At 61.6% G+C, this 21,934-nt stretch carries 21 protein-coding genes and 1 pseudogene; 8 read left to right on the forward strand and 14 right to left on the reverse strand.

The annotated features are described in order from the left end of the window. The first annotated feature begins 57 nt into the window (after positions 1-57). Positions 58-1,005 carry a glutathione synthase gene (gene gshB / locus RHIBUN_RS0104695; RefSeq protein ID WP_025658654.1) on the forward strand — a complete coding sequence of 316 codons (948 nt, stop codon included), beginning with the start codon at positions 58-60 and terminating at the stop codon, positions 1,003-1,005. Positions 1,006-1,271: 266 nt separating this feature from the next. Then, positions 1,272-1,837: pseudogene (locus RHIBUN_RS33085) on the forward strand (magnesium chelatase domain-containing protein); the annotation flags it as partial. Positions 1,838-1,955: 118 nt separating this feature from the next. Here RHIBUN_RS33085 and cysK read toward each other — a convergent pair. Both cysK and RHIBUN_RS0104710 read right to left on the reverse strand, forming a co-directional pair. Beyond that, on the reverse strand, positions 1,956-2,918 hold the full coding sequence (gene cysK / locus RHIBUN_RS0104705; RefSeq protein ID WP_018116818.1) for a cysteine synthase A: 963 nt from the start codon (positions 2,916-2,918) through the stop codon (positions 1,956-1,958). A gap of 132 nt (positions 2,919-3,050) precedes the next feature. Next, entirely contained in the window at positions 3,051-3,668 is a 618-nt protein-coding gene (locus RHIBUN_RS0104710; protein ID WP_018116817.1) for a LysE family translocator, read from the reverse strand. A gap of 206 nt (positions 3,669-3,874) precedes the next feature. Here RHIBUN_RS0104710 and RHIBUN_RS0104715 point away from each other — a divergent pair, with 206 nt between their 5' ends. Then, on the forward strand, positions 3,875-4,393 hold the full coding sequence (locus RHIBUN_RS0104715; RefSeq protein WP_018116816.1) for a DNA starvation/stationary phase protection protein: 519 nt from the start codon (positions 3,875-3,877) through the stop codon (positions 4,391-4,393). A 32-nt stretch (positions 4,394-4,425) separates the two neighbouring features. Here RHIBUN_RS0104715 and RHIBUN_RS0104720 read toward each other — a convergent pair whose 3' ends face one another. Continuing rightward, entirely contained in the window at positions 4,426-5,322 is an 897-nt protein-coding gene (locus tag RHIBUN_RS0104720; protein WP_025658656.1) for a DMT family transporter, read from the reverse strand. 103 nt (positions 5,323-5,425) lie between these two features. Between RHIBUN_RS0104720 and RHIBUN_RS0104725 the strand changes: the two genes are divergently transcribed. Next, on the forward strand, positions 5,426-5,896 hold the full coding sequence (locus RHIBUN_RS0104725) for an Lrp/AsnC family transcriptional regulator (RefSeq protein ID WP_025658657.1): 471 nt from the start codon (positions 5,426-5,428) through the stop codon (positions 5,894-5,896). Between the two features lies 1 nt (position 5,897). Here RHIBUN_RS0104725 and RHIBUN_RS0104730 read toward each other — a convergent pair whose 3' ends face one another. Further along, positions 5,898-6,800 (reverse strand): GNAT family N-acetyltransferase, encoded by a 903-nt coding sequence (locus RHIBUN_RS0104730; RefSeq protein ID WP_025658658.1) that lies wholly within the window; start codon positions 6,798-6,800, stop codon positions 5,898-5,900. Then, positions 6,797-7,267: a dUTP diphosphatase gene (gene dut, locus RHIBUN_RS0104735; RefSeq protein WP_025658659.1), complete on the reverse strand. Its 471-nt coding sequence runs from the start codon at positions 7,265-7,267 to the stop codon at positions 6,797-6,799. Before dut ends, RHIBUN_RS0104730 begins: the two co-directional genes overlap by 4 nt. A gap of 90 nt (positions 7,268-7,357) precedes the next feature. On the opposite strand from dut, the gene RHIBUN_RS0104740 reads away from it, so the two are divergent. Together RHIBUN_RS0104740 and tsaA are read left to right on the forward strand one after the other, a co-directional pair. Then, the gene (locus tag RHIBUN_RS0104740; protein WP_018116811.1) at positions 7,358-8,941 is read left to right on the forward strand and encodes a peptide chain release factor 3; all 1,584 of its coding nucleotides are present in this window, start codon (positions 7,358-7,360) and stop codon (positions 8,939-8,941) included. Positions 8,942-8,995: 54 nt separating this feature from the next. Then, entirely contained in the window at positions 8,996-9,517 is a 522-nt protein-coding gene (gene tsaA / locus RHIBUN_RS0104745; protein ID WP_025658660.1) for a tRNA (N6-threonylcarbamoyladenosine(37)-N6)-methyltransferase TrmO, read from the forward strand. A gap of 3 nt (positions 9,518-9,520) precedes the next feature. Here tsaA and RHIBUN_RS0104750 read toward each other — a convergent pair whose 3' ends face one another. After that, positions 9,521-9,730: a TOBE domain-containing protein gene (locus RHIBUN_RS0104750; RefSeq protein WP_018855162.1), complete on the reverse strand. Its 210-nt coding sequence runs from the start codon at positions 9,728-9,730 to the stop codon at positions 9,521-9,523. A gap of 54 nt (positions 9,731-9,784) precedes the next feature. Next, positions 9,785-11,299, reverse strand: a complete 1,515-nt coding sequence (gene betC / locus RHIBUN_RS0104755) for a choline-sulfatase (RefSeq protein ID WP_025658661.1) — start codon at positions 11,297-11,299, stop codon at positions 9,785-9,787. Positions 11,300-11,480: 181 nt separating this feature from the next. On the opposite strand from betC, the gene RHIBUN_RS0104760 reads away from it, so the two are divergent. After that, positions 11,481-12,383, forward strand: a complete 903-nt coding sequence (locus tag RHIBUN_RS0104760) for a LysR substrate-binding domain-containing protein (RefSeq protein ID WP_025658662.1) — start codon at positions 11,481-11,483, stop codon at positions 12,381-12,383. 8 nt (positions 12,384-12,391) lie between these two features. On the opposite strand, the gene otsA is transcribed toward RHIBUN_RS0104760, so the two are convergent. The 6 genes from otsA to RHIBUN_RS0104790 all read right to left on the reverse strand — a co-directional run bounded on the left by otsA (position 12,392) and on the right by RHIBUN_RS0104790 (position 19,632). Then, positions 12,392-13,768 (reverse strand): alpha,alpha-trehalose-phosphate synthase (UDP-forming), encoded by a 1,377-nt coding sequence (otsA, locus tag RHIBUN_RS0104765; RefSeq protein WP_018116806.1) that lies wholly within the window; start codon positions 13,766-13,768, stop codon positions 12,392-12,394. Between the two features lie 41 nt (positions 13,769-13,809). Next, positions 13,810-14,604, reverse strand: coding sequence for a trehalose-phosphatase (gene otsB, locus RHIBUN_RS0104770; RefSeq protein WP_025658663.1), 795 nt, complete (start codon positions 14,602-14,604; stop codon positions 13,810-13,812). A 90-nt stretch (positions 14,605-14,694) separates the two neighbouring features. Beyond that, complete coding sequence (locus RHIBUN_RS0104775; RefSeq protein WP_025658664.1) at positions 14,695-16,218, reverse strand: carboxypeptidase; 1,524 nt, start codon at positions 16,216-16,218, stop codon at positions 14,695-14,697. Between the two features lie 86 nt (positions 16,219-16,304). After that, positions 16,305-17,597, reverse strand: coding sequence for an MFS transporter (locus tag RHIBUN_RS0104780; protein WP_025658665.1), 1,293 nt, complete (start codon positions 17,595-17,597; stop codon positions 16,305-16,307). Beyond that, positions 17,594-18,271: a FadR/GntR family transcriptional regulator gene (locus RHIBUN_RS0104785; RefSeq protein ID WP_018116802.1), complete on the reverse strand. Its 678-nt coding sequence runs from the start codon at positions 18,269-18,271 to the stop codon at positions 17,594-17,596. The genes RHIBUN_RS0104780 and RHIBUN_RS0104785 overlap by 4 nt, the downstream gene beginning before the upstream one ends. A gap of 449 nt (positions 18,272-18,720) precedes the next feature. Further along, the gene (locus RHIBUN_RS0104790) at positions 18,721-19,632 is read right to left on the reverse strand and encodes a pirin family protein (protein WP_025658666.1); all 912 of its coding nucleotides are present in this window, start codon (positions 19,630-19,632) and stop codon (positions 18,721-18,723) included. Positions 19,633-19,891: 259 nt separating this feature from the next. On the opposite strand from RHIBUN_RS0104790, the gene RHIBUN_RS0104795 reads away from it, so the two are divergent. Further along, positions 19,892-20,701: a class II glutamine amidotransferase gene (locus RHIBUN_RS0104795; protein ID WP_025658667.1), complete on the forward strand. Its 810-nt coding sequence runs from the start codon at positions 19,892-19,894 to the stop codon at positions 20,699-20,701. On the opposite strand, the gene coaBC is transcribed toward RHIBUN_RS0104795, so the two are convergent. Then, entirely contained in the window at positions 20,691-21,899 is a 1,209-nt protein-coding gene (coaBC, locus tag RHIBUN_RS0104800) for a bifunctional phosphopantothenoylcysteine decarboxylase/phosphopantothenate--cysteine ligase CoaBC (protein ID WP_025658668.1), read from the reverse strand. The two genes, RHIBUN_RS0104795 and coaBC, sit on opposite strands and share 11 nt — an antisense overlap. Positions 21,900-21,934: the final 35 nt, after the last annotated feature.

The raw sequence follows: 21,934 nt of genomic DNA on the forward strand, positions 1-21,934 counted from the left end.
CGTTGCTTTCAAGGCATCTGCAGCCTACATCTGTCCGGCATCAGCTAAGGGACGGAAATGGCCAAGATCAAGAATGTAGCGGTCCAGATGGACCATGTTGCCGGCATCAATATTGCAGGCGATTCCACCTTTGCGATGAGCCTGGAAGCCCAGACCCGTGGCTACAAGCTCTTCCATTACACGCCTGAGCGCCTGAGCTTCAGGGATGGCAATCTGTACGCCACCGTGGAGCCGATGGTGCTGCGCGACGTCAAGGGCGATCACTTCGAGCTGGGGGCGCCGGAACGCGTGGATCTGTCGACGATGGATGTGGTCCTGCTGCGCCAGGACCCGCCGTTCGACATGGCCTATATCACCTCGACGCACCTGCTGGAGCGAATCCACCCGAAGACGCTCGTCGTCAACGACCCGGCGTGGGTCCGGAATTCGCCCGAGAAGATTTTCGTCACCGAATTTGCAGATCTGATGCCGAAGACGCTGATCACCAAGGACGCGGCCGAAATTCGCAGGTTCCGGGACGAGATGGGCGACATCATCCTGAAGCCGCTCTACGGCAATGGCGGCGCCGGCGTTTTCCATTCGACCAGGGACGACCGCAACCTGTCGTCGCTGCTCGAAATGTTCGGTCAGCTGTTCCGCGAGCCCTTCATCGCGCAGCAATATCTCCCGGATGTCCGCAAGGGCGACAAGCGCATCCTGCTCGTCGACGGCGAGCCGGTCGGTGCCATCAATCGCGTCCCCGCCGAGCACGACAGCCGTTCCAACATGCATGTCGGTGGCCGCGCCGAGGCGACTGACCTGACGGCCCGCGAAATCGAAATCTGCAAGCGTATCGGCCCTGCGCTCAAGGAACGCGGTTTCCTCTTTGTCGGCATCGATGTCATCGGCGACTACATGACGGAGATCAACGTCACGTCGCCGACGGGCATTCGGGAGGTCCGCAAATTTGGCGGCGCCGACATCTCAGCCCTTCTTTGGGACGCGATTGAGCGCAAGCGCGCCTAGCGCTTGGCTTCGCCGCCTCATGCGCGGTGAGGAGAGCTCTTCCGCAAAATTATAATGAGTTTGTGAGCGCCCGGATTGGCATCGATCCGGGCGTTTCCTTACTTTGTTCTGCTAGTGCAACCAACCACAACCTGACTACAGCGCAGGCTTGAATTCGTTCTTTTATTGTTCTTGTTCCATTCTGTTTTCTATGAAAGATTGCAATTGTCGACAATGATACGTCGTTAAACTGTAGTGTAGTGGGATGCGGCACAGGGGATTGGGGCATGGTCGCACGCGTCAGCACGGTTGCATTTCAGGGCATTGAGGGTGTTCCGGTCGAAGTTCAGGTCGTGACCTAGATCGTTGGGCTTTCGGACAAGGCCGTTGCCGAAAGTCGAGAGCGCGTTCACGCGGCATTGCACGCCTCCGGCCTGGCTCTGCCAGCCAAGAAGATTACCGTCAATCTGGCACCGGCTGACTTGCCGAAAGAGGGCTCCCACTTCGATCTGCCGATTGCCCTCGGCTTGATGGCCGCTCTCGGCGCGATCCCTGCGGACGCGCTCTCCGGCTACGTGGTTATCGGCGAGCTCAATCTCGACGGCACGATCGCTCCCGTTGCCGGGGCACTGCCGGCGGCCATTGGCGCCAACGCGATCGGCAAGGGCTTGATCTGTCCGGCCGAGAGCGGTGCCGAGGCAGCCTGGGCCGGTCCCGATATCGACATCCTCGCGCCCCGCAGCCTCATCGCGCTTGCCAATCACTTTCGTGGCACCCAGGTCCCGCCCGTCCGGAACCGGCGATCCGCGCGAATACGGCGAACCTGCCTGATCTAGCCGATATCAAAGGGCAGGGGCCGCATTCACCTCGCTGAAGCAATTTCCTATCGCATCGCCGGTGGGCGGCTAAGCACGGCTGCCTGAACAGAAAGGGGCGCCGAGGCGCCCCAGATGCTGCAGAAAAGGCGTTGCCTAGCTTCCAAGGCCATCGAACAGCGCGGTCGAGAGATAGCGCTCGGCAAAGGACGGAATGATCACAACTATATTTTTCCCAGCATTCTCGTCTCGTTGGCCGACCTGGATAGCAGCGGCCAGTGCTGCGCCGGAGGAGATGCCAACGGGCACGCCTTCGAGCCTGGCGACTTCGCGGGCAAGTTCCAGCGCCTCGGGGCCGCTTACCGTAACGATCTCGTCGTAGATATGGGTGTCGAGGATTGCCGGCGCGAAGCCTGCGCCGATGCCCTGGATCTTGTGCGGTCCCGGCTGGCCGCCGGAAAGGACCGGAGATTCCGTCGGCTCGACGGCGACCACCTTGATGCCGGGCTTCTTCGACTTCAGCACCTGGCCGGCGCCCGTAATGGTGCCGCCTGTGCCGATGCCGGAAACCAGGATGTCGACCGTACCGTCGGTATCATTCCAGATCTCCTCGGCCGTCGTGCGGCGGTGGATTTCCGGGTTGGCCGGGTTTTCGAATTGCTGCGGGATAATCGCATCCGGGAGCGTCGCAGCCAGTTCCTCAGCCTTGGCGATCGCACCCTTCATGCCCTTCGGACCTTCCGTCAGCACGAGCTCGGCGCCAAGCAGCGCCAGCATCTTGCGGCGCTCGACGGACATGGTTTCCGGCATGGTCAGGATCAGCTTGTATCCCTTCGCCGCAGCGGCGAAAGCCAGCGCAATCCCGGTATTGCCCGATGTCGGCTCGATGAGGGTCGTCTTGCCGGGCGAAATCTTGCCCTGCGATTCCAGAGACTCGATCATCGCGACGCCGATGCGGTCCTTTACGGACGCGATCGGATTGAAGAACTCAAGCTTGGCCAGCAGGTTCGCCTTTACGCCTTTCGCCTTGGCGAGCTTGTCGAGCCGCACGATCGGTGTATCGCCAATAGTTTCGGTGATCGAGGAATAGATGCGGCCGCGGCCAGGTTTCTTCGACATTAGGCTCTCCCTGGGTGAAATGTGCGGAGAGAATAGGGTCAAAGGCGCATGGAAACCAGTCTGGCTTCACCCGCTTGAGGCCATCCTTTGAGAAAAAAACCTTTAAGAACCGAACTTTGCCGGTTGAATTTTTCACGCCGTACGGGTGGCGATAAAGGCTGCCGTACCGGCCAGAATGCCTGCCGCTGTCTTGTTCAGCGCCTGCAGCGCGCGGGGCTGCTTGAGCATGATACGCGCCCGCGACGCCAGCAGCATATAGGGCACCAGAACCACGAGCAGGACGACGAAGGTGGTTGCCAGGAGGGTGCAGTATTCGCGAGGTCCGACGCTGTTGATATTAATCAGCGTCGGCACCAGGGCGACGTAGAAAAGCATGGTCTTGGGGTTGCCGAGCGTGACCAGCAGTCCGGACAGGAAGCTCATGCCGGCACTGCTTGCCTTCTTGGCCGCGATGTCCTGGGGCAGCAGCCCGGCGGTCCATAGCTTGTAGGCGATGTAGCAGAGATAGAGCGCACCGGCGACCTTGATGACGATGAAGACCTCGGTGAAGGTCTGTGCCACGAAGGCGAGCCCGAGGATGACGGCAGTCAGATAGGTCATGTCGCCCAGCACGAGGCCGAGGCCCATGAAAAACGTCTCGCGAAAATTCGAACCGAGCGCGCGCGCGACGATCGCCGTGATGCCCGGTCCCGGAATTGCCGCCGCGATGAACAGCGCCGCAGCGTAAGCTAAAAGGGCGGTGAATGACATGATGTGGACTCCTGCTTCAGCCGCCTTCTACGCCTGCGGCCCGCTCCATTCAAGGAGCGTCGTTCTGTCATCATGCTGCGGTCGCTTGTCGCTATTGACGCTGCCTGTCGCGGTTCTAGTTCCAAGGCGGTGATTATGGCTGGTGGAGCCTGCATCCCCCCACCGCGCCGACACCTGCCACCCGCCGCTCGCCAAAGGAGACACTGATGAGCCCCACTGCCGCCGAAAAGCGCAAAATCGCCCCGCTCGCCACCCCCACCGACCTGAAAAGCAATGCCATTCAGGATATTTCGGCCGCCCTGGCGGCGCTGCTGGCGGATGTCTTTGCGCTCTACATGAAGACCAAGAATTTCCACTGGCACATGTCGGGGCCGCATTTTCGCGACTATCACCTGATGCTCGACGAGCAGGCCGAGCAGATCTTCGCCACCACCGATGCGATCGCCGAGCGCGCCCGCAAAATCGGCGGCACGACACTGCGCTCGATCGGCCATATCGGCCGCCTGCAACGCATCAACGACAACGATGCAGACTACGTCACGCCTGAGGACATGCTGGCGGAACTGCGTGATGACAACAAGCAGCTGGTCTCGCTGTTGCGCGAGACGCACGATGTCTGCTCAGAGCATAATGATTTCGCGACGACAAGCCTGCTGGAGGTCTGGATCGACGAGGCTGAGCGCCGCACCTGGTTCCTGTTCGAAACGACCCGGCAGCAGAAGTAGCCGGTCCTTTAAACCTGAAAGGCTCTAAATCATCAGCCCGCCCGCGTACGCAACAGCTGCGCGGGCGTCCAGCCAAGGTTCATTCCGGCCGCAGCGACCAGAATGACGGCAGCGCCGACGAGCTGCAGCGGCTGCAAGGCGTGTCCGAAGGCCAAACGGTCCACCAGGATCGCCGCAATCGGATAGATGAATGACAGCGCTCCGATCAGATGGATCGGCAGCTTCTGGATCGCGCCATAAAGCAGCACATAGATCAGACCGGTATGCACGACACCCAGGGTAATCAGGATCGACCATGACTGGCCATTTGTGGGCAGCTCAGAAAAATTCACCGTCGGCAGCAACATCAGCACGCCGGTCGCCACCTGGATCAGCGCGATAAGATGCGGCGGCGTTCCTTTGAGCCATTTTGCCGCGATCGCCGCGAGAGCGTAGAAAAAGGCGGCACCGAGCGCCAGCAGGATACCGAGGCCATATCCCTCATGGCCACCCGCCGCGGCCGGCTTGGCCTCGACGATGGCCGCCATGCCGGCAAAGGCCAGCGTCAGCCAAAACAGCTTTGCGGCGGTGATCTTTTCGCCGAGGAACAGGGCGCCCAGCGCAAGCAGCATGAAAGGCTGCGTGTTGTAGACGGTCGTCGCGATCGAAATCGATGCGTGGCCGTAGGATGCAAAGAGCAGCAACCAGTTGAGCACGATGGCCACGCCGCCGAGGACAGCGATGCCTGCCGATTTCAGGCTGATGACGCCCGGTCGCAGCAGCCCTATTGCCGCGCACACGACAAGCAGGCTGATCGCGCCAAAGAGGCAGCGCCAGAACACCACGCCGCTCACCGGCTGGCCGGACATTACCACGAACCAACCGATTGTCCCCGATATCAGCATTGCGGCGGTCATTTGGGTCGTGCCGGCGCGGATTTCGCTCTGCATCACATCTCTCCATCTCGATGGATGAAGACTATTGCGGCAGTGCGCCGCATTATATAGTTTGCATTAGGTTGGTTGCGGCTCTTTCCTATCATTGTGAGGTATAATGTCTGTATCGCCTAATGATAATGTGATCGACGATGTCGACCAGAAGATCCTGGAGGCGTTGGCGGAGAACGCCCGCATCTCGTTGAAGGAACTGGCCCAGGCTGCCGGGCTGTCCTCGCCCAGTGCCGCTGAACGCCTCCGCCGCCTGGAAGAGCGCGGGATCATCGCCGCCTTCACGATCGACATCGACCCGGCCGCGCTTGGATATCCGCTGCAGGCGATCGTGCGCGTTCGGCCGCTGCCCGGGCAATTGCATGTCGTTCAGCGGATCATCCAGGAGACGCCTCAGTTCGTGGAATGCGACAAGGTGACGGGAGATGACTGTTTCATTGCCCGGCTCGTCGTCCGCTCGATGCCGGAGCTCGACACGATCCTCGACAAGGTTGCGGAGAAGGCCGAAACAAGCACCTCGATGGTCAAGGCATCGCCGGTCAAGCGGCGTCTGCCTCCGCTTTCGCGCGAGCGGTAGCTCAGAAGTCGGCCATCGGCGAGAGCATGGCTGGTCGATCGAAGGCGATGGTGCCGGGCGCTCGGATCATCAGACGCGTGTGGCTCTCAAGAGGCTTCGCCTGTCCACTCCAGTCAAGCTTGTCCGGGCAAAACAGCACATCGACGATCTCAGCCTCGACGTCGAGTGCACCAATGATCGTCGCGAGCGACGGGATACTGCCGCCGACGACGTCAAGCAGCATGACATGTCGCGGCGCGTCCATCTTCCATGCAACTGCGGCCCGTTCCCGTTCCAGCCAGCTGATCCTGACGCCAGGATCGAGCTGGGTGTTGATCAGAAACATCGCGGCGCTCTCGCAAACGGCGAGCACGTCCGAGACCGGCTGACGCGTCTTCAAGGCGGCGCTTAACATCTCCAGGTCTGCCGTTTCTCGCGGATTGAGACGCCGGGCCGACCTCTGTGCTTTCGGTATCGTCGGTGCCTTGCCGGAATAAGCGTGCAGCGGCAGCACGCGAAAGCCGTAAGGTCCATAGAGCGCCGGCTTGTCGGTGTAGAGCACGATGGCTTCGAAACCCTTCTCCTCGCACCAGGCGAGCGCCTTTTGGGTCAGGTCGCGATACAACCCGCGCCCACGCCAAGGCGGGCGAACTGCACCGGACTGGAAGGCGGCAGCATTCAGCGGTCGACCGTTGATAACAAGCGGCATTGCAAAGGCCGAAAGATTGGCGGCAAGCAGGCCATCGCCGTCAAACCAGCCGAAGGGCATGCTGCTCGGGTCCGGCCCGCCCATTTGCTGCAACGGGCCGATATCGATAGCGAATGTGTCCTTCAGGAGATCGACCAGTGCCTGCCAGGCCTTGAGGTCGCCGAAATAGTCTCGGCGGAAGGTCAGGCCGGAATGATCGATACCCTTGGAGGTCATACGCCGGTCGAGCCGAAGCCACCAGCGCCGCGCGCCGTGGCACTCGCCTCGGAGATTTCGCAGATATGGGCCTGGATTGCCGGCGCAATCACCATCTGCGCGATGCGCATGCCCCTTGTGATCTCAAACGGCTCTTCGCCGAGATTGATCAACAGGACTTTTACCTCGCCGCGATAGTCGCTGTCGATCGTTCCCGGCGTATTGAGGCAGGTGAGGCCGTGCTTGAAGGCAAGGCCGGAGCGCGGGCGTACCTGGCCCTCGAATCCTTCCGGAATTTCGAAGACGAAGCCCGTCGGCACCATCGCACGCTTGCCAGGCTGTAGAATGGTCGGCGCGTCGGCATCAACGGCGGCGCGCAGGTCCATGCCGGCCGCCCCCTTGCTTTCGTAAGTGGGCAGATCGAGGCCCTGGCCATTGGCGAGGCGGATGATGTTGAGCGTCGGGCGCGTATCGGTATGGATTGTCATGGGGCATTAGTTTGCGCCCGATGCGCCAAGGTCAATTGCAATGACGGGCTTTAATCGCTAGATACGCCGCAATTCCACAGGATTCACATCATGGCCGAAAGTCTCGCCGAGGCGGTCTCCCGCCGCCGCACATTCGCTATTATCGCGCACCCGGACGCGGGTAAGACCACGCTCACCGAAAAACTGCTGCTGTTCGGCGGCGCCATCCAGCTTGCCGGCGAAGTCAAGGCAAAGAAGGATCGCATGCAGACGCGCTCCGACTGGATGAAGATCGAGCGTGAGCGCGGCATTTCCGTTGTCACCTCGGTCATGACGTTCGAGTACAAGGACAATGTCTTCAACATTCTCGATACGCCCGGCCACGAAGACTTCGCCGACGACACCTATCGCACGCTGACGGCCGTCGATGCCGCGGTCATGGTGATAGACGCCGCCAAAGGTATCGAGCCGCGGACGCTGAAGCTGTTCGAAGTCTGCCGCATGCGCGACATTCCAATCATCACCTTCATCAACAAGATGGACCGCGAAAGCCGCGACCCGTTCGAAATCCTGGATGAAGTCGAGGAAAAGCTGGCGCTCGATTGCGCGCCGGTGACGTGGCCGATCGGACGGTCGAAGACCTTCTGCGGCTCCTATCACCTCGCAACGAACGAGGTGCGCGGTGCCGACACGCAGGAGATCATGACGAAGGTCACCGATCCCGAGATGGTTGCCCATCGCTTGCCGGAAAACGAGCGCGACGCCTTCGTCGAGGAGACGACGCTGGCGATCGAGGCCTGCAAACCCTTCGACAAGAAGGCCTTCCTCGAAGGCCATCTGACGCCGGTTTTCTTTGGTTCGGCGCTGCGCAATTTCGGCGTTCGCGACCTCATTGACGCGCTCGGCGAGTTTGCGCCGCCGCCGCGCGACCAGGTGGCCGATATCCGCACCGTGCAGGCGACCGACAACAAGATGACCGCCTTCGTCTTCAAGATCCAGGCCAACATGGACCCGAACCATCGCGACCGCATCGCCTTTGCCCGCATCTGCTCCGGCAAGCTCGAGCGCGGCATGAAGGCTCGCCTGTCGCGTACCGGCAAACAGCTCGGTCTCACCGCGCCGCAGTTCTTCTTCGCCTCGCAGCGCCAGCTGGCCGATACGGCCTACGCCGGCGACGTCGTCGGCATTCCCAACCACGGCACGCTGCGCATCGGCGATACGCTGACGGAAGGAGAGTCGCTGGTGTTCCAGGGCGTGCCGAACTTCTCGCCGGAAATCCTGCGCCGCGTACGTCTGGAAGACGCCATGAAGGCGAAGAAGCTCAAGGAAGCGCTGCAACAGATGGCTGAAGAAGGCGTTGTCCAGCTGTTTTCGCCGGAAGATGGTTCGCCGGCTATCGTTGGCGTTGTCGGCGCCCTGCAGCTCGATGTTCTGAAGGAGCGCCTGATGGCCGAATATGGCCTGCCGGTTTCCTTTGAAATGTCGCGCTTTTCCGTCTGCCGCTGGATTTCGGCCGATCAGCCGGCGGAGCTCGAAAAGTTCATCACCGCGCGTCGCGGCGATATCGCGCGGGATCTGGATCATGATCCGGTGTTCCTGGCGCAGGACAGCTTCTCGCTGCGTTACGAGGCCGAGCGCTATCCGGCGATCAAGATGGCCGCCCTCAAGGAATATCACGCCGTCAAGGCGGCGTGATATTGGATTGGATACAACGATCTGCCATGATGCCGTTCCGAAAGGGAGCGGTTCATGGTTCGCGAGAATGAAATCAGGGAAAATGAGGTCGCGGTTGAAGTGCCCCCGGCGACCGACGCTGGCCTAGTGTTCATCGGGCGTATCTCGACGCCCTGGACCTCGCGCATGGAGACACCGCGCCAGGGGCGGCACGACGGTCCGCTCTGCAAAATCGAGATATTCGAGCCTTGGAGACAGGCTCTCAGGGGCGTGGAAGCCTTCGAGCGGCTGGAAATACTTTATTGGCTGGATCGGGCGCGGCGCGATCTTGTTCTGCAAAGCCCCGCCAATAGCGGAAAAGTCCATGGCACGTTTTCGCTTCGCTCGCCGGTGCGGCCAAATCCGATCGGTACCTCGATCGTCAAGCTGGAAGGGGTCGAAGACGGCGTCTTGCTGGTGCGGGGGATGGATTGCCTGGATGGGACTCCGCTTCTCGATCTGAAGCCCGATCGCACGCTGTTCAAGCCGATCGCGCCGCCGCAGCCTGGCGATTTCCAGACCGGCGACGACGTAGCACATTATTGCAGGAAAGCCTGACGGTCAGTCGACGGCGATCATGACATCAGAGGCCTTGATGACCGCATAGGCGTCGCCGCCTGCGGCAAGCCCGAGTTCATCGACCGCTTCGTTGGTGATTGAGGCCGTGACGATGGAGCCGCCGCCGATATCGATCCGGACGTGCGCCGTGGTCGCACCCTTCTTCACCTCGACGATCTTTCCCTTCAAGCGATTGCGTGCACTGATCTGCATCGAAGCCTCCTGTTTTGCGTGCGGAGTGTGGTGGCTGAGGTGTGCTGCTGCAATTTACTCGCCGCGCGGGTAGCGCTGGCTTTCCTCCAGTACGTTCAGATCCATGTGGTTGCGCATGTAACGCTCTGACGCCTTCTGCAGTGGCTGGTAGTCCCAAGGGTAGTACGCCCCATTCCGCAACGCTTCGTAGACCACCCAGCGGCGTGCCTGGCTTTCGCGCACGGCGGCATCGAAATTCTGCAGGTTCCAGCGTTTCTCGGCCAGGGCTGTGAGCTTCGCCAGGACGTCGGCATACCCGGTATCGCCGGCGAGGTTGATCAGCTCTTTCGGGTCCGCCTCCAGATCAAATAGCATCGGCGGGTCCTTGTCGCAGAGCGTCAGCTTGAAGCGGCCATCCCGCAGGCAGACGAGCGGCGCTTCCGATCCTTCCGCGGCATACTCCATGGGCACCGGGCCACGACCGCCAGTGCCTGTCGCAAGTGGCGTCAGGTCCTCGCCATCCGTCCATGGCGCCAGCTTGGCAATGTCGATGCCCGCCAGTGCCGCCAGCGTCGGGGTCACATCAAGCGTCGAGACAGGCTGCCGGATAGAGGCCGGTGTCCAGCCCAGCGCCGCGATCGTCAGAGGCACCCGCGATGAACCGTCGAAAAAGCACATCTTGAACCAGAGGCCGCGGTCGCCAAGCATGTCGCCGTGGTCGGAAACGAACAGAACGATCGTATTGTCCGCCATCCGCCCGCGCTCGAGCACGTCAAGGATCTCGCCGATCTTGTCGTCGATGTAGGAGATACTGGCGAAGTAGCCCTGTCGCGCGCGCCGGATCTGTTCCGGCGTGATGTCGAAGGCATCATAGTCACAGGCTTTCAACAGACGCTGCGAGTGCGGATCCTGCTCGTCGAACGGAATTGTGCCGACCTCAGGATCCAGCGCTGGGGAATTCTCGTAGAGGTCCCAGTACTTGCGGCGCGCGACATAGGGGTCGTGCGGATGCGTGAAGCTTACCGTCAGGCACCAGGGGCGGTCGTCGTGACGGCGCGAGAGGTCGTAGAGCTTGCGGGTCGCGTTGTAGGCGACCTCGTCATCATACTCCATTTGATTGGTGATTTCTGCAACGCCGGCGCCCGTCACCGAGCCGAGATTGTGGTACCACCAGTCGATGCGCTCGCCGGGCTTGGTGTAGTCAGGCGTCCAGCCGAAATCGGCGGGATAGATGTCGGTCGTCAGACGTTCCTCGAAGCCATGCAGCTGGTCGGGGCCGACGAAATGCATCTTTCCCGACAGGGCGGTATGATAGCCCGCCGCCCGCAGGTGGTGCGCGAAGGTCGGGATATCGGACGCAAACTCGGCGGCATTGTCATAAACGCGAGTCCGACTCGGCAACTGCCCGGACATGAAGGACGCCCGTGCCGGGGCGCAAAGCGGACTTGCCGTATAGGTGTTGGCGAAGCGCACCGAACGCTCTGCCAGGGCCTTCAGATGAGGCGCGTGAAGGAAATCAGCCGGTCCGTCTGGAAACAGCGTGCCATTGAACTGATCGACCATCAGAATGAGAATATTCGGGCGCGCCATGCGTATCGTCCTTCATTTGCGAGAGCGGGAACTTAGCCGTGTCTGCGGAGGTCTTCTGGTTGGCATCGACTGCTTAGAGTTCGAGAGTCCCTCACGTTTGCCATCTGTTTGATTTATTGATTATCAATATCGCATGACCTGTGAAGTAGGCATTTTTTGACGTCTCCTCTAAGGAATTTTTATGGAAAGCCGTCGTCTCGATCTTGGGTGGATGCGCATCTTCGCGGAAATTGGCAAGACTGGGAGCCTGTCGGCGGCGGCAAGTGTTCTTGGCCTGACTCAGCCGGCCGCGAGCTATCAGATCCGTCGTTTGGAGGAGCAACTCGGCGTCAGCCTGTTGAAGCGGCAGCATCGGGGAGTGGAGTTGACGCCGGAAGGCCAGCGTCTCCTCGATGTCGTGGCAAAGTGTGTCAGCGACATCGATGAACTGGCGCGGCGATTCCGCAACGAAGCAGATCGGCCGATCATCCGGCTGCGCACGGATTATGCGTTTTCCGCGCTATGGCTGATTCCGCGCATGCATGCGTTCCGCGCCCTTTACCCGAACGTCGATATTCAGATTGTCGCGACGCAAAGAGTGCAGCGCGACCGCTCTGATGACGGAGACGTTGCCGTTGTCTTTGGTACGCGCGCGGAGTTCGAGCGCCAGGCCGTTCTGCTCTTGCCGGAAAGGGTCACGCCCGTCTGTACGAAGGGCTTCCTTGATCGCCATGGCGCTATCGTCACGCCGGCTGACCTTGCCCGCGCACGCCTGATCCATCTCGATGCGCCGGAGCCTTCGCCTTGGTTCGATTGGCGGCGGTACTTCGCGCAACTCGGGGTCAGTCGCAATCCTAACGCGGGGCAGGGCGATCTGAGCTTCAACACATACTCTCTGGTCGTGCAGGCCGCTATCGGTGAGCAGGGCGTTGCCATCGGATGGATGGGCCTCGTCGACCCGCTGCTCGCGTCGGGGATGCTGAGAACCGCAGGCCCGACGCTGGAGGCGCCGGACCGGGGTTACTGGCTGTTGCCGCCGCGAACACGCGACGCTCAAAGCGATCTGCTCACGGCATGGCTTATGGCAGAGGCGGGAATCGTCTGAACTCGCGCTCAGGCAGCGAGGTCATTGAGGAAGTCGTCGCACCAGCGCGACACGTCGTGCTCAAGCAGATAGTCCATCATCCGCTGCCAGCGCTCGCGGCGCTCTTCCATCGGCATGTTCAGGGCGCGCGCCAGCGCGTTGGCCGTTCCTTCGATATCATAGGGATTGACCAGCAGCGCGCCGCTCTTCAATTCGCGCGCCGCGCCTGCAAAGCGGGAGAGCACCAGAACGCCTGGATCTTCCGGGTCCTGCGCTGCGACATATTCCTTTGCCACGAGGTTCATGCCGTCGCGAAGCGGCGTGACCAGTCCGACTTTGGCGAGCCGATAGAGACCGGCGAGGATTGGGCGGCTGACGGAGCGGTTGATATAGCGGACCGGCACCCAGTCCACGGTTCCCAAGGCACCGTTGACGCGGCCTGCCTGCTCCGCGACGGTGCGTTGCATCTGTTCGTATTCCGGCACCTCCGAGCGGGACTTCGGGGTGATCTGGAGATAGGTGACCTTGCGCTGGTGGGCCGGATTGTTGACGACGAAGCGCTCGAAGGCATCCAGCCGCTGGGTGATGCCCTTGGAGTAATCCAGCCGATCGACGCCGATGATCAGGTCGCGGTCCTTGATGCTCTGCCGCGCCCTCTGCACCATGTGATGGCTGCCGGCCCTCTTGGCGAACTCGGCAAAGGCTGCCGTCTCGATGCTGATGCCGTAGGCTCCGCCCTTGAAGACCTTACCATTCGCCGTGAAGCGGCCGTCGCCGATGGCATCACCCATATCCTCGCGGCGAAGGCAACCGGCGAAGTTCTCCAGATCGTGGTCCGTCTGGAAGCCGACAAGATCGTAGGCCGCAAGTCCGTGCATGATCTCCTCGTGAACCGGCATGGTGTAGAGCACATCGGCGGGCGGCCAGGGAATGTGCAGGAAAAAGCCGATGCGGTTCTTGAAGCCCATCTGCCGCAATTCCGCGGCCAGCGGAATCAGATGGTAGTCATGTACCCAGATGATGTCGTCAGGCTTGAGCAACGGCGCAAGCCGATGCGCGAAGAAGCGATTGACGCGGAAATATCCCGCCATCTCCTTGCGGCCGTATTCCGCAAGGTCCAGCCGATAGTGACAGATCGGCCAAAGCACGCGATTGGCGAAGCCGAAGTAGTATTCCTCGACGTCCTTGCCGGTGAGATCGGTCAGCGCATAGGTGATCTTGCCTTCCTCCGTCAGGGAGAGCGGGCCGGGCTCGTTGTTTTCGCTCGACTTGCCGGACCAACCCATCCAGATACCGCCGCGTTCTTCCAGCGCCGCCTTCAGCGCCACCGCCAGTCCGCCGGCCGAGGCTGCGCCCTCCTTCACGGGAGCTGGCACGCGATTGGAAACGATGACGAGACGGGACACGAAAATTCCTTTCCTGGGAGGGCAGCACCTGGTGCTTGGGATCAAACGGCGAACTGCGCGATCAGTTCCCGCACCGCCGACGCCGAAGGCAGCGTCAAGGCGGCGGTGGTGTCGGAGGGCGAGCCGACCCGAACGGAGAGGCCGCCCTGGCGATTGGCGACACGGAACATCGCCTCATCCGTGACGTCGTCACCGATGGTGATCGGACGCCTGCCGGCAAATGGCGGCATCGAAAGAAACGCCTCTATGGCCTGACCTTTGTCGGCGCTGGCCGGTCGGATTTCGAGAACCATCTTGCCGCGCTGCAAGGTCCAGTCGGGCCCTACCTTGGACAGCATCGCCTCCATGATCGGCTCCACCTCTGTCTGCCTTTGCGGCACAAGGCGATAGTGAGCGGCAACGGCGGCGCCTTTGTCTTCCACGATGACGCCGTCCAGGCTTTCAGCCGCCCTGCGAAGATCCGCTTTCATCGCTTCGAATGCGGCAGTGGTCTCGGCCTTTGCGACGCTGCCATCAGGTCGGCGCAGTTCGGCGCCGTGTAAGCCGGCGATCGGAAAACGAAATGGCGCAAACAGCGCGTCGGCATAGGCAAGCGCTCGCCCTGTTACCAAGGCAAGCGCACCGCCAAGCCTTCGCGAGACCGCGTCAAGCGCCGCCGGCAAAGACGGCGGCACGACAATCGCGTCCGGCATCCCGGCCAGGTCAAGCACCGTCCCATCGATATCGAGAAAAAGAGCGCAGTCTTGAGGGGAGGACGAAAGGGCGCTCAGCAATTCCGTCTGCCCCGAGGCCGGTTGCGGCATCGTGGCAGGAAATGGCTTACTGGGGTATGACATGGTGACTTACCTATGTCGGCATCGGCCGAAGGCAACCCATTTTGGCGTAAAACGCGAGAAAATCTCAGGTTTTCGCGTTGGATACCCAGTTCATTCAGCCGGCATTGCAGCGGAACGTCCGGCGAAGAAGGCCCTGGCCCCGGCGGTGAAGGCAGCGCGCTGGTCGGCCCGCGTATAGAACATGTGGCCGCCACGATAAACCTTCAGTGCCACGCGCTCGCCGGCAAGCGACGCCGGCAGGTGGTCGACAACATAGCGGCTCACCCCATAGGGCGTCACGAGATCACTATAGCCATGGGCGATCAGCAGGCGGAATTTCGGATTGGAGGCGAGAAGCTGGCGGATATCGTCGGTAACGCTCGCCTGACGCATGGAACCGCCGCCACGCCCGCCCCATTCCCACTTGCGATTGATATCGCTGTCGAGCAGCGAATAGGTCATCTCGGTCTTGAATCCGAGTTCACTGCGCGCATAGTCGGCGAAGGCCCCGCCATAGGCGCGGGTGAAGCCGTCGAGGATGGCGTCGTCGCCGCGATCGGAGTCTGATTCCGGATAAGGATCGGGCGTCGAGAACGCCGCGTCGTAAGGGCTGACAACGCGCCCGTCCTGCCCTTCTGATTGCTTGGCGTAAGCATTTCCGAGGAAGCCACGGTTCTTCTCAACGACATCTGAGGGGATCCCGGTCATGCCGGCAATTTTCTCGTAAAAGGCCTTAGCGGCTTCGCCTGTTGGCGTCGGGCCGGCGAGTGTCGTGAGATAGTCGCCAAGCGCAAATTTCTCCGCATCGCGCTGCTGCCCTTCATCGAAAGCGTTGCGTCTGTCCATGTGCGCTGCTGCAAGCGAGGGGAATTCGAGTGCCGCGCCGAGCGCAAACTGATCAGCATTGAACATCAGTTGCCCCTCGAGCAGTGGCGAAAGCATGATCGCGCCCGAGACGATAATGCCCTGGCTGTCCTTCAGGGCGCCGGCCACCTTGGCGGCGCGAAAGCCGCCATAGCTCTCGCCGAGAAGATACTTGGGCGAACCGGATCGATTGTTGTGAGTGACATAAAGAGCGATCGCCTTCGCGATGCTCTCTGCGTCGGAATTGACGTTGTAGTATTTGGAGGCGTCGTCGGCCTTGGCGGTCCGGCTCCAGCCAGTTCCGATCGGATCGATGAAAACAAGATCAGTAAAGTCGAGCCAGGTGTGCGGGTTGTCGACCAACTTCGCGTCGGCCCCATCGTCGCCTTTCGGGCCGAAGTCCAGGATACGCGGCCCCATCAGGCCGAGATGCAGGAATGCCGACGCCGCACCGGGGCCGCCATTGAAGGCAAAGGTCAGCGGGCGGTCGGGGGCGCCGTTCTTGGCGATATAGGCCGTGTAGAATATTGCGCCTGATTTGGTGCCGTCTTGCGCGAAGAGATCAAGCGTTCCGGCCGTGGCCACATAGTCGAGCGTCCGGTCGCCGATCTTCAGTGTGTGTTGGGTGACCGAGTCCTCCGGCAGCAGCTTCAGTACGCCGTCGCTCGATGAGGCCCGTGTGGCAGGTTCGCCTCGACCCTCCTGCGACACGGCGGGTGCGAGTGGCGCCAGCAAGGCTGTTGCAAGCAGGATGGCGGATAGGAAACGCAAAACTTGACCTCTGACGGAAGCGGTATTGGAGGCGTAACCTAAACATCGCCGTCTGGCGGGAGAAATCAACAGATGGTGAGGGGGCGTTAGTCCATTTTTGCGATCGTCTGCGCATTCACATATTCCGCGCGGCCGGCGTTCCAGCCGTTGATCGCAGCCCCCGCGCCAAGCGCGACGAAAAGCACGGCCGACCACGCAAAGCTGCCGGTCCAGCCGCGGATGAGCCCGACGACCAGCGGGCCAATCGCCGCAAGCAGGTAGCCCACGCATTGCGCCATGCCGGAAAGATGGGCCGCCACATGCGGATCGCGGGAGCGCAGCACGATTGTCGTCATGGCGACGGCGATCAGGCCGCCCTGGCCGATGCCCTGCAGCACGGCCCAGACCCAGATCGTCGAGAGCGGCGCGAACAGTAGGCCGAGCAAGGCGACGACGGCGACGGCACAGAGCGACGCGTTGATCAGTCGCTGATCCTTGCCCCTCACGGCGATCTGCGGAGCTACAAGGCAAGCCGCGGCCTGAACCATCACCGATACCGAAACGATCGCTCCCGCGGTGAAACCGTCAACGCCGCGCTCGCGCAGGATGGGAACGAGCCAGCCGAATACGCAATAAGCCAGAGCAGACTGCAGGCCCATGAAGAGCGTGACCTGCCATGCCAGCCGGTCTCGCCAGAGTCCTTGGACGGAAAAGCCGCTGCGCTTGACCTGGCTCTTGGTGGACAGCACTTGCGGCAACCAGATGATCCCGACGATCAGCGCGGGCAGCCCCCAGGCGGCCAGTGCGCTGGAGAGCGAGTCGCCGAGAATGTGCTCGAGCGGCAACGTGAAGCCCGCAGCACTTGCCGCGCCCGCGCAGAGCGCCATCGTGTAGAAGCCGGTCATCAGCGCGGCGCGATCGGCAAAGTCACGCTTGACCAAGCCAGGCAGCAGCACGTTGCCGACAGCAATGGAAGCGCCGGCGAGCGCGGTGCCGATAAACAGTAGCGGAATGGATGAAAGGCCCCGGAGCGCTGTCCCGAGGGCCAGCAGGATGAGTACCCCCAGAAGCGTACGCTCTGCTCCGATTCGTTGGGCAAGCCGCGGCGCCACTGGCGAAAAAGCACCGAGGCAGACGACGGGCAGGGTGGTCAGCAAGCTGGCGCCGAGCGACGAAAGGCCGAGTTCCGTCTTGATTTCGGGCAGCAGCGCGGAGGCGCTGGAGAAGACCGGCCGCAGATTGAAGGCGATCAGGACGAGACTAACCCCGAGAAGGAAGCGTGCCGCTGCACTGCTGCCCACTGGGGGTTGTGGTTGGGGAACGCTATCGGCTTCGGCATCGATAAGTTGCTCGTCCGCGAGGTCGTAGACCTCCGCGGAGTCCTGAAGGGGGGTGGTCATGAATGGAGCATCCGGTCGAGAGCGCTGATGATGGGAGCCATGAAGCGGCGAACGGCCGCGTCGGCCTGTTGCGGATCGCCGGTGGCGATCGCGTCGATGATGTCGGCGTGCGCCTGCAGATCAGGCTCGGGAATCTCATTGTCCAAAGTCGCCGCGATCGTTTCGGCGATCGAGGCGGAGAAGAACTGATAGATCTCAACCATCGCGCGGTTGCCGGAAGCCGCAATGACGGCTTGGTGGAAGGCAAGGTCGCGTTCGACGAAGCCGCTTTTGTCGCCGCCTTCGAAATTGCCCCGCTTGGCGAGAAGCGCCCTCAATTCCGCAATGGTTTGCGGAGTTTGTCGTACCGCGGCCAGCCGCGCCGCCTCGACATCGAGTGCACACCGGGCCTCGAAGAGATCACGCAGACCGGCACGACGCGCCATGGTGAGCGGCAGCCTCGTATCGGTGGTAGACAGCACGTAGGTTCCGGAGCCCTGCCTGGTTTCGAGAAGGCCCTGCGACACCAGCACGCGGACGGCTTCCCGTATGGTGCCGCGGCTGACGGAGAGCATGGACGACAGCGTTGCCTCGTTGGGCAGTTTTTCCCCAACGGCCCAACGCTTTCCCAATATCTCGGCGCGGATTGCCTCGATGGCCGTGTCGGCAAGCTTCGTTTTTGCGAGTGGTTGCATCGTCGGTATTCGTAAAGTCATCTGATGACTTTACGAATACGCCAAGATCGTGGGCGTCGTCAATCCTGTGATGTAAAATGAAAAGGGTCGCTCGAGGCGACCCTTTCCATGAGTTCTGGCCTGTAAATGGCCGGACCGTCAAAGCGATCCTAGGAAGGTGGGGCTTAGAGCGAGGGCTGCCTCGCTTTCATCACCACTTCCATGCCTTTTACGAGGTCTGAAATCTCATTAGACATTGGATCACCTTCCTTTCGTTCTGTTGTCGATGGAAAGAAGGTAGGATGATTCGTCCGCGATGCAAGAAAAAACCTCGGCCGAGTCGCTGCCACATCTTCAGGAATGCCCGATTTCATTTCCTCGCTGTCGGGAATACGCCAACGTTTACAATGAAATGTTGTTTCGTTGTGTCGATATACAGATTTAGTGGTAGCGCTTGTGGATAAGCCGGCTCAATGTGCGGCCTTGATGAAGGTGCCGTTCTGCAGTTCTCGCATCGCCTGCATGATCTCCTCTCGCGAGTTCATGACGATCGGCCCATGCCAGGCGACCGGCTCCTCGATTGGCTTGCCCGAAACGAGCAGAAAGCGGATGCCTTCGTCGCCGGCCTGCACGGTCACTTCATCACCGCTGTCGAAGACGACGAGCGTGCGGTTGCTGGACATATCGCGAATGTTCAACTCCTCCCCGTTGACCTCCTTCTCGACGCGGACGCCAAACGGCTTGGAGGCGTCGCGGAACGTGCCGGAGCCTACGAAGATATAGGCAAAGGCGTTGCGATAGGTGTCGACGGGCAGGCGCTTCTTCTTGCCCGGCGGCACCGAGACGTCGAGATAGATCGGTTCGGCAGCTACGCCGTCAACCGGGCCCGCCTTGCCCCAAAAGTCGCCGCAGATAACGCGTACGGCGGTGCCGTCGTCGTCGACCACGACAGGAATGTCGGCGGATTTGACGTCCTGATAGCGTGGCGCCGTCATCTTTAGCGACGAGGGCAGGTTGGCCCACAGCTGGAAGCCGTGCATCCGTCCGGCGAAATCGCCCTTCGGCATTTCCTGGTGCATGATGCCGCTGCCGGCCGTCATCCACTGGATGTCGCCGGAGCCGAGCAGGCCGCGATTGCCGAGGCTGTCGCCGTGCTCGACCGTGCCGGCGAGCACGTACGTGATCGTCTCGATGCCGCGATGCGGATGCCAGGGAAAGCCACGGATGTATTCGGCCGGATTGTCATTGCGGAAATCGTCCATCATAAGGAACGGGTCGGTCATTGACGGATCCCCGAAGCCGAAGACGCGATGCAGCTTCACGCCGGCGCCCTCCATCGTCGGAGTTGCGGTGCTCATATGCTTTACGGGACGGATCGACATGGCATCCTCTCGAAGGGTTCGACTTGCCCGGGACTATAGCCGCCTGACCGGCATCCGCAAAATCAGCCTGCCCGGCAACGCACTGTTCACAAAAGAAGATGCGCCATTGCGCAATGTGATCGCGTCCGCCGCCGGAAATTTGTCATCTTCCGCTTGCAAGCCACGAGGCCGTTCAGGTCTTATTAACCATCGGGTTCGACAATCACTGTCGCGTTTCGGCATTCTCCCGCCTCAGGGCGGGCTCGGGAGTGGAAAGAGCATGTGTCGCTGGGCAGCCTATCGTGGAGACCCCCTCTATCTGGAGGAACTGGTGTCCTCGCCCGCGCACTCCTTGATCGAGCAGTCGCATTGCGCCACCCGCGCCAAAACCCCCACCAATGGCGACGGCTTCGGCATCGCCTGGTATGGCGACCGGCTGGAGCCAGGGCGCTACCGCGATACCTTGCCGGCTTGGTCCGACTGCAACCTGAAGAGCCTTGCGCGGCAGATCCGGTCGCCGTTGTTCTTGGCGCATGTGCGGGCCGCCACCGGCGGCGGCACGCGGCGCGACAACTGCCATCCCTTCACCTTCGGCAACTGGTCCTTCATGCACAACGGCCAGATCTCAGGCTTCGAACGGCTGCGCCGTCCCATGGAGGCCATGCTAGACGATGAGCTTTTCAACGCGCGCGGCGGGACCACCGATTCCGAACTGATGTTCCTGCTCGCCCTGCAGTTTGGCCTGCGCCAGACGCCGATGGCAGCCATGGCGGAGATGATACGCTTCGTAGAGGGCCTTGCCGAAAACGTCCTGGGTTCAGTCTTGGTGCGCTACACGGCCGCCTTTTCCGATGGCAAGTTACTCTATGCGATCCGTTATGCGACCGACCGCAAGGCGCCGACGCTCTACGCGTCTCCTGTCGGCAGGGGCTATTGCCTGGTGTCCGAGCCGCTCAACGACGATGTCGATGCCTGGGCGGAGATCCCGGATGGCAGTGCCGTTACGCTTGCCGACATTGGCCTCGATATCGCACCGTTTCGTCCGGCGCTGGCCGTGGCAAAGACCGCCCCGGTCGCGATTACTGCTTGAGCCGTTCAGCGATCATCGCCGCGAGCTTCGTCGCAACCTCTTCCTTCGCAAGGTCTGGCCACTGTTCGATGCCGCTGTGAGCGACGATCTTCACCCTGTTGCGAACGCCGCCCATGATGCCGGTTGCGGGCGAAACGTCGTTGGCGACGATGATGTCAGCCCCCTTGCGTTCGAGTTTCGCCATGGCGTTGCTCTCGACATCCTGGGTCTCCGCCGCAAAGCCGATCACCAGCTTCGGCCGCAGCGTGTGATGACCGACGGTCTTCAGAATATCGGGATTTTCAGTCAGCGCGAGCGTCGGGATGGATTCGCCCGGATGCTTCTTGATCTTCTGGTCGGCGGCCGAGGCAACACGCCAGTCGGCGACGGCCGCAACCATCACCGCGACATCGACGGGAAGCGCGGCGAGAACAGCGTCGCGCATCTGGTCTGCGCGCTCGACGTGAATGACCTTCACACCCATGGGATCAGGGACCGAGACTGGCCCGGAAACGAGTGTCACATCTGCCCCAAGGGCGGAGAGGGCGGCGGCAATCGCGTGCCCCTGACGGCCGGAAGAGCGATTGGCGATGTAGCGCACAGGGTCGATCGGCTCATGAGTCGGCCCCGAGGTGACAATCGCCTTGCGGCCGGTAAGCGGCCTCGGTCCATCGTTGAGCAGCGCTTCCGCGGCCGCGACGATCTCGAGCGGCTCAGCCATCCGGCCGACGCCCGCTTCGCGGCTCTCCGCCATCTCGCCTGACATCGGTCCGATAAAACGGATATGGTCGCCGCGCAGGGTCTCGACGTTGCGCTTGGTTGCCGGATGCGCCCACATGTGCGGGTTCATGGCGGGGGCGGCGAGTACCGGACGGTCGGTCGCAAGCAGCACCGTCGAGGCAAGGTCGTCCGCAAGCCCGTTCGCCATCTTGGCGAGCAGGTCCGCCGTCGCCGGCGCAATCAGCACGAGGTCGCAATCGCGCGCCAGCCGGATATGGCCGACATCCTGCTCGTCCTGGCGGGAGAAAAGATCGGTGAACACATGATCGGCGGCGAGCGCGCCGACGGCAAGCGGCGTCACGAATTCCTGCGCCCCCGTCGTCATCAGCGGTCGCACGGACGCACCCCGCTCTCTGAGCCGTCGGATCACGTCCAGGCTTTTATAGGCCGCGATCCCGCCTGAAATGATGAGGAGGATGCGTTTGCCGCTGAGAACCATGGCTTTTTCCCATCGATTATCTGATTGCATCAAAC

It is taken from the genome of Rhizobium sp. IBUN (genome assembly GCF_000510625.1).
GTDB classification, from domain to species: domain Bacteria; phylum Pseudomonadota; class Alphaproteobacteria; order Rhizobiales; family Rhizobiaceae; genus Rhizobium; species Rhizobium altiplani.

What these genes read in the sequence shown, in the direction of transcription:
- gshB (WP_025658654.1), top strand. Translation starts at nt 58, where the DNA reads ATGGCCAAGATCAAGAATGTAGCGGTCCAGATGGACCATGTTGCCGGC.
- cysK (WP_018116818.1), bottom strand. Translation starts at nt 2,918, where the DNA reads ATGTCGAAGAAACCTGGCCGCGGCCGCATCTATTCCTCGATCACCGAA.
- RHIBUN_RS0104710 (WP_018116817.1), bottom strand. Translation starts at nt 3,668, where the DNA reads ATGTCATTCACCGCCCTTTTAGCTTACGCTGCGGCGCTGTTCATCGCG.
- RHIBUN_RS0104715 (WP_018116816.1), top strand. Translation starts at nt 3,875, where the DNA reads ATGAGCCCCACTGCCGCCGAAAAGCGCAAAATCGCCCCGCTCGCCACC.
- RHIBUN_RS0104720 (WP_025658656.1), bottom strand. Translation starts at nt 5,322, where the DNA reads ATGCAGAGCGAAATCCGCGCCGGCACGACCCAAATGACCGCCGCAATG.
- RHIBUN_RS0104725 (WP_025658657.1), top strand. Translation starts at nt 5,426, where the DNA reads ATGTCTGTATCGCCTAATGATAATGTGATCGACGATGTCGACCAGAAG.
- RHIBUN_RS0104730 (WP_025658658.1), bottom strand. Translation starts at nt 6,800, where the DNA reads ATGACCTCCAAGGGTATCGATCATTCCGGCCTGACCTTCCGCCGAGAC.
- dut (WP_025658659.1), bottom strand. Translation starts at nt 7,267, where the DNA reads ATGACAATCCATACCGATACGCGCCCGACGCTCAACATCATCCGCCTC.
- RHIBUN_RS0104740 (WP_018116811.1), top strand. Translation starts at nt 7,358, where the DNA reads ATGGCCGAAAGTCTCGCCGAGGCGGTCTCCCGCCGCCGCACATTCGCT.
- tsaA (WP_025658660.1), top strand. Translation starts at nt 8,996, where the DNA reads ATGGTTCGCGAGAATGAAATCAGGGAAAATGAGGTCGCGGTTGAAGTG.
- RHIBUN_RS0104750 (WP_018855162.1), bottom strand. Translation starts at nt 9,730, where the DNA reads ATGCAGATCAGTGCACGCAATCGCTTGAAGGGAAAGATCGTCGAGGTG.
- betC (WP_025658661.1), bottom strand. Translation starts at nt 11,299, where the DNA reads ATGGCGCGCCCGAATATTCTCATTCTGATGGTCGATCAGTTCAATGGC.
- RHIBUN_RS0104760 (WP_025658662.1), top strand. Translation starts at nt 11,481, where the DNA reads ATGGAAAGCCGTCGTCTCGATCTTGGGTGGATGCGCATCTTCGCGGAA.
- otsB (WP_025658663.1), bottom strand. Translation starts at nt 14,604, where the DNA reads ATGTCATACCCCAGTAAGCCATTTCCTGCCACGATGCCGCAACCGGCC.
- RHIBUN_RS0104780 (WP_025658665.1), bottom strand. Translation starts at nt 17,597, where the DNA reads ATGACCACCCCCCTTCAGGACTCCGCGGAGGTCTACGACCTCGCGGAC.
- RHIBUN_RS0104785 (WP_018116802.1), bottom strand. Translation starts at nt 18,271, where the DNA reads ATGCAACCACTCGCAAAAACGAAGCTTGCCGACACGGCCATCGAGGCA.
- RHIBUN_RS0104790 (WP_025658666.1), bottom strand. Translation starts at nt 19,632, where the DNA reads ATGTCGATCCGTCCCGTAAAGCATATGAGCACCGCAACTCCGACGATG.
- RHIBUN_RS0104795 (WP_025658667.1), top strand. Translation starts at nt 19,892, where the DNA reads ATGTGTCGCTGGGCAGCCTATCGTGGAGACCCCCTCTATCTGGAGGAA.
- coaBC (WP_025658668.1), bottom strand. Translation starts at nt 21,899, where the DNA reads ATGGTTCTCAGCGGCAAACGCATCCTCCTCATCATTTCAGGCGGGATC.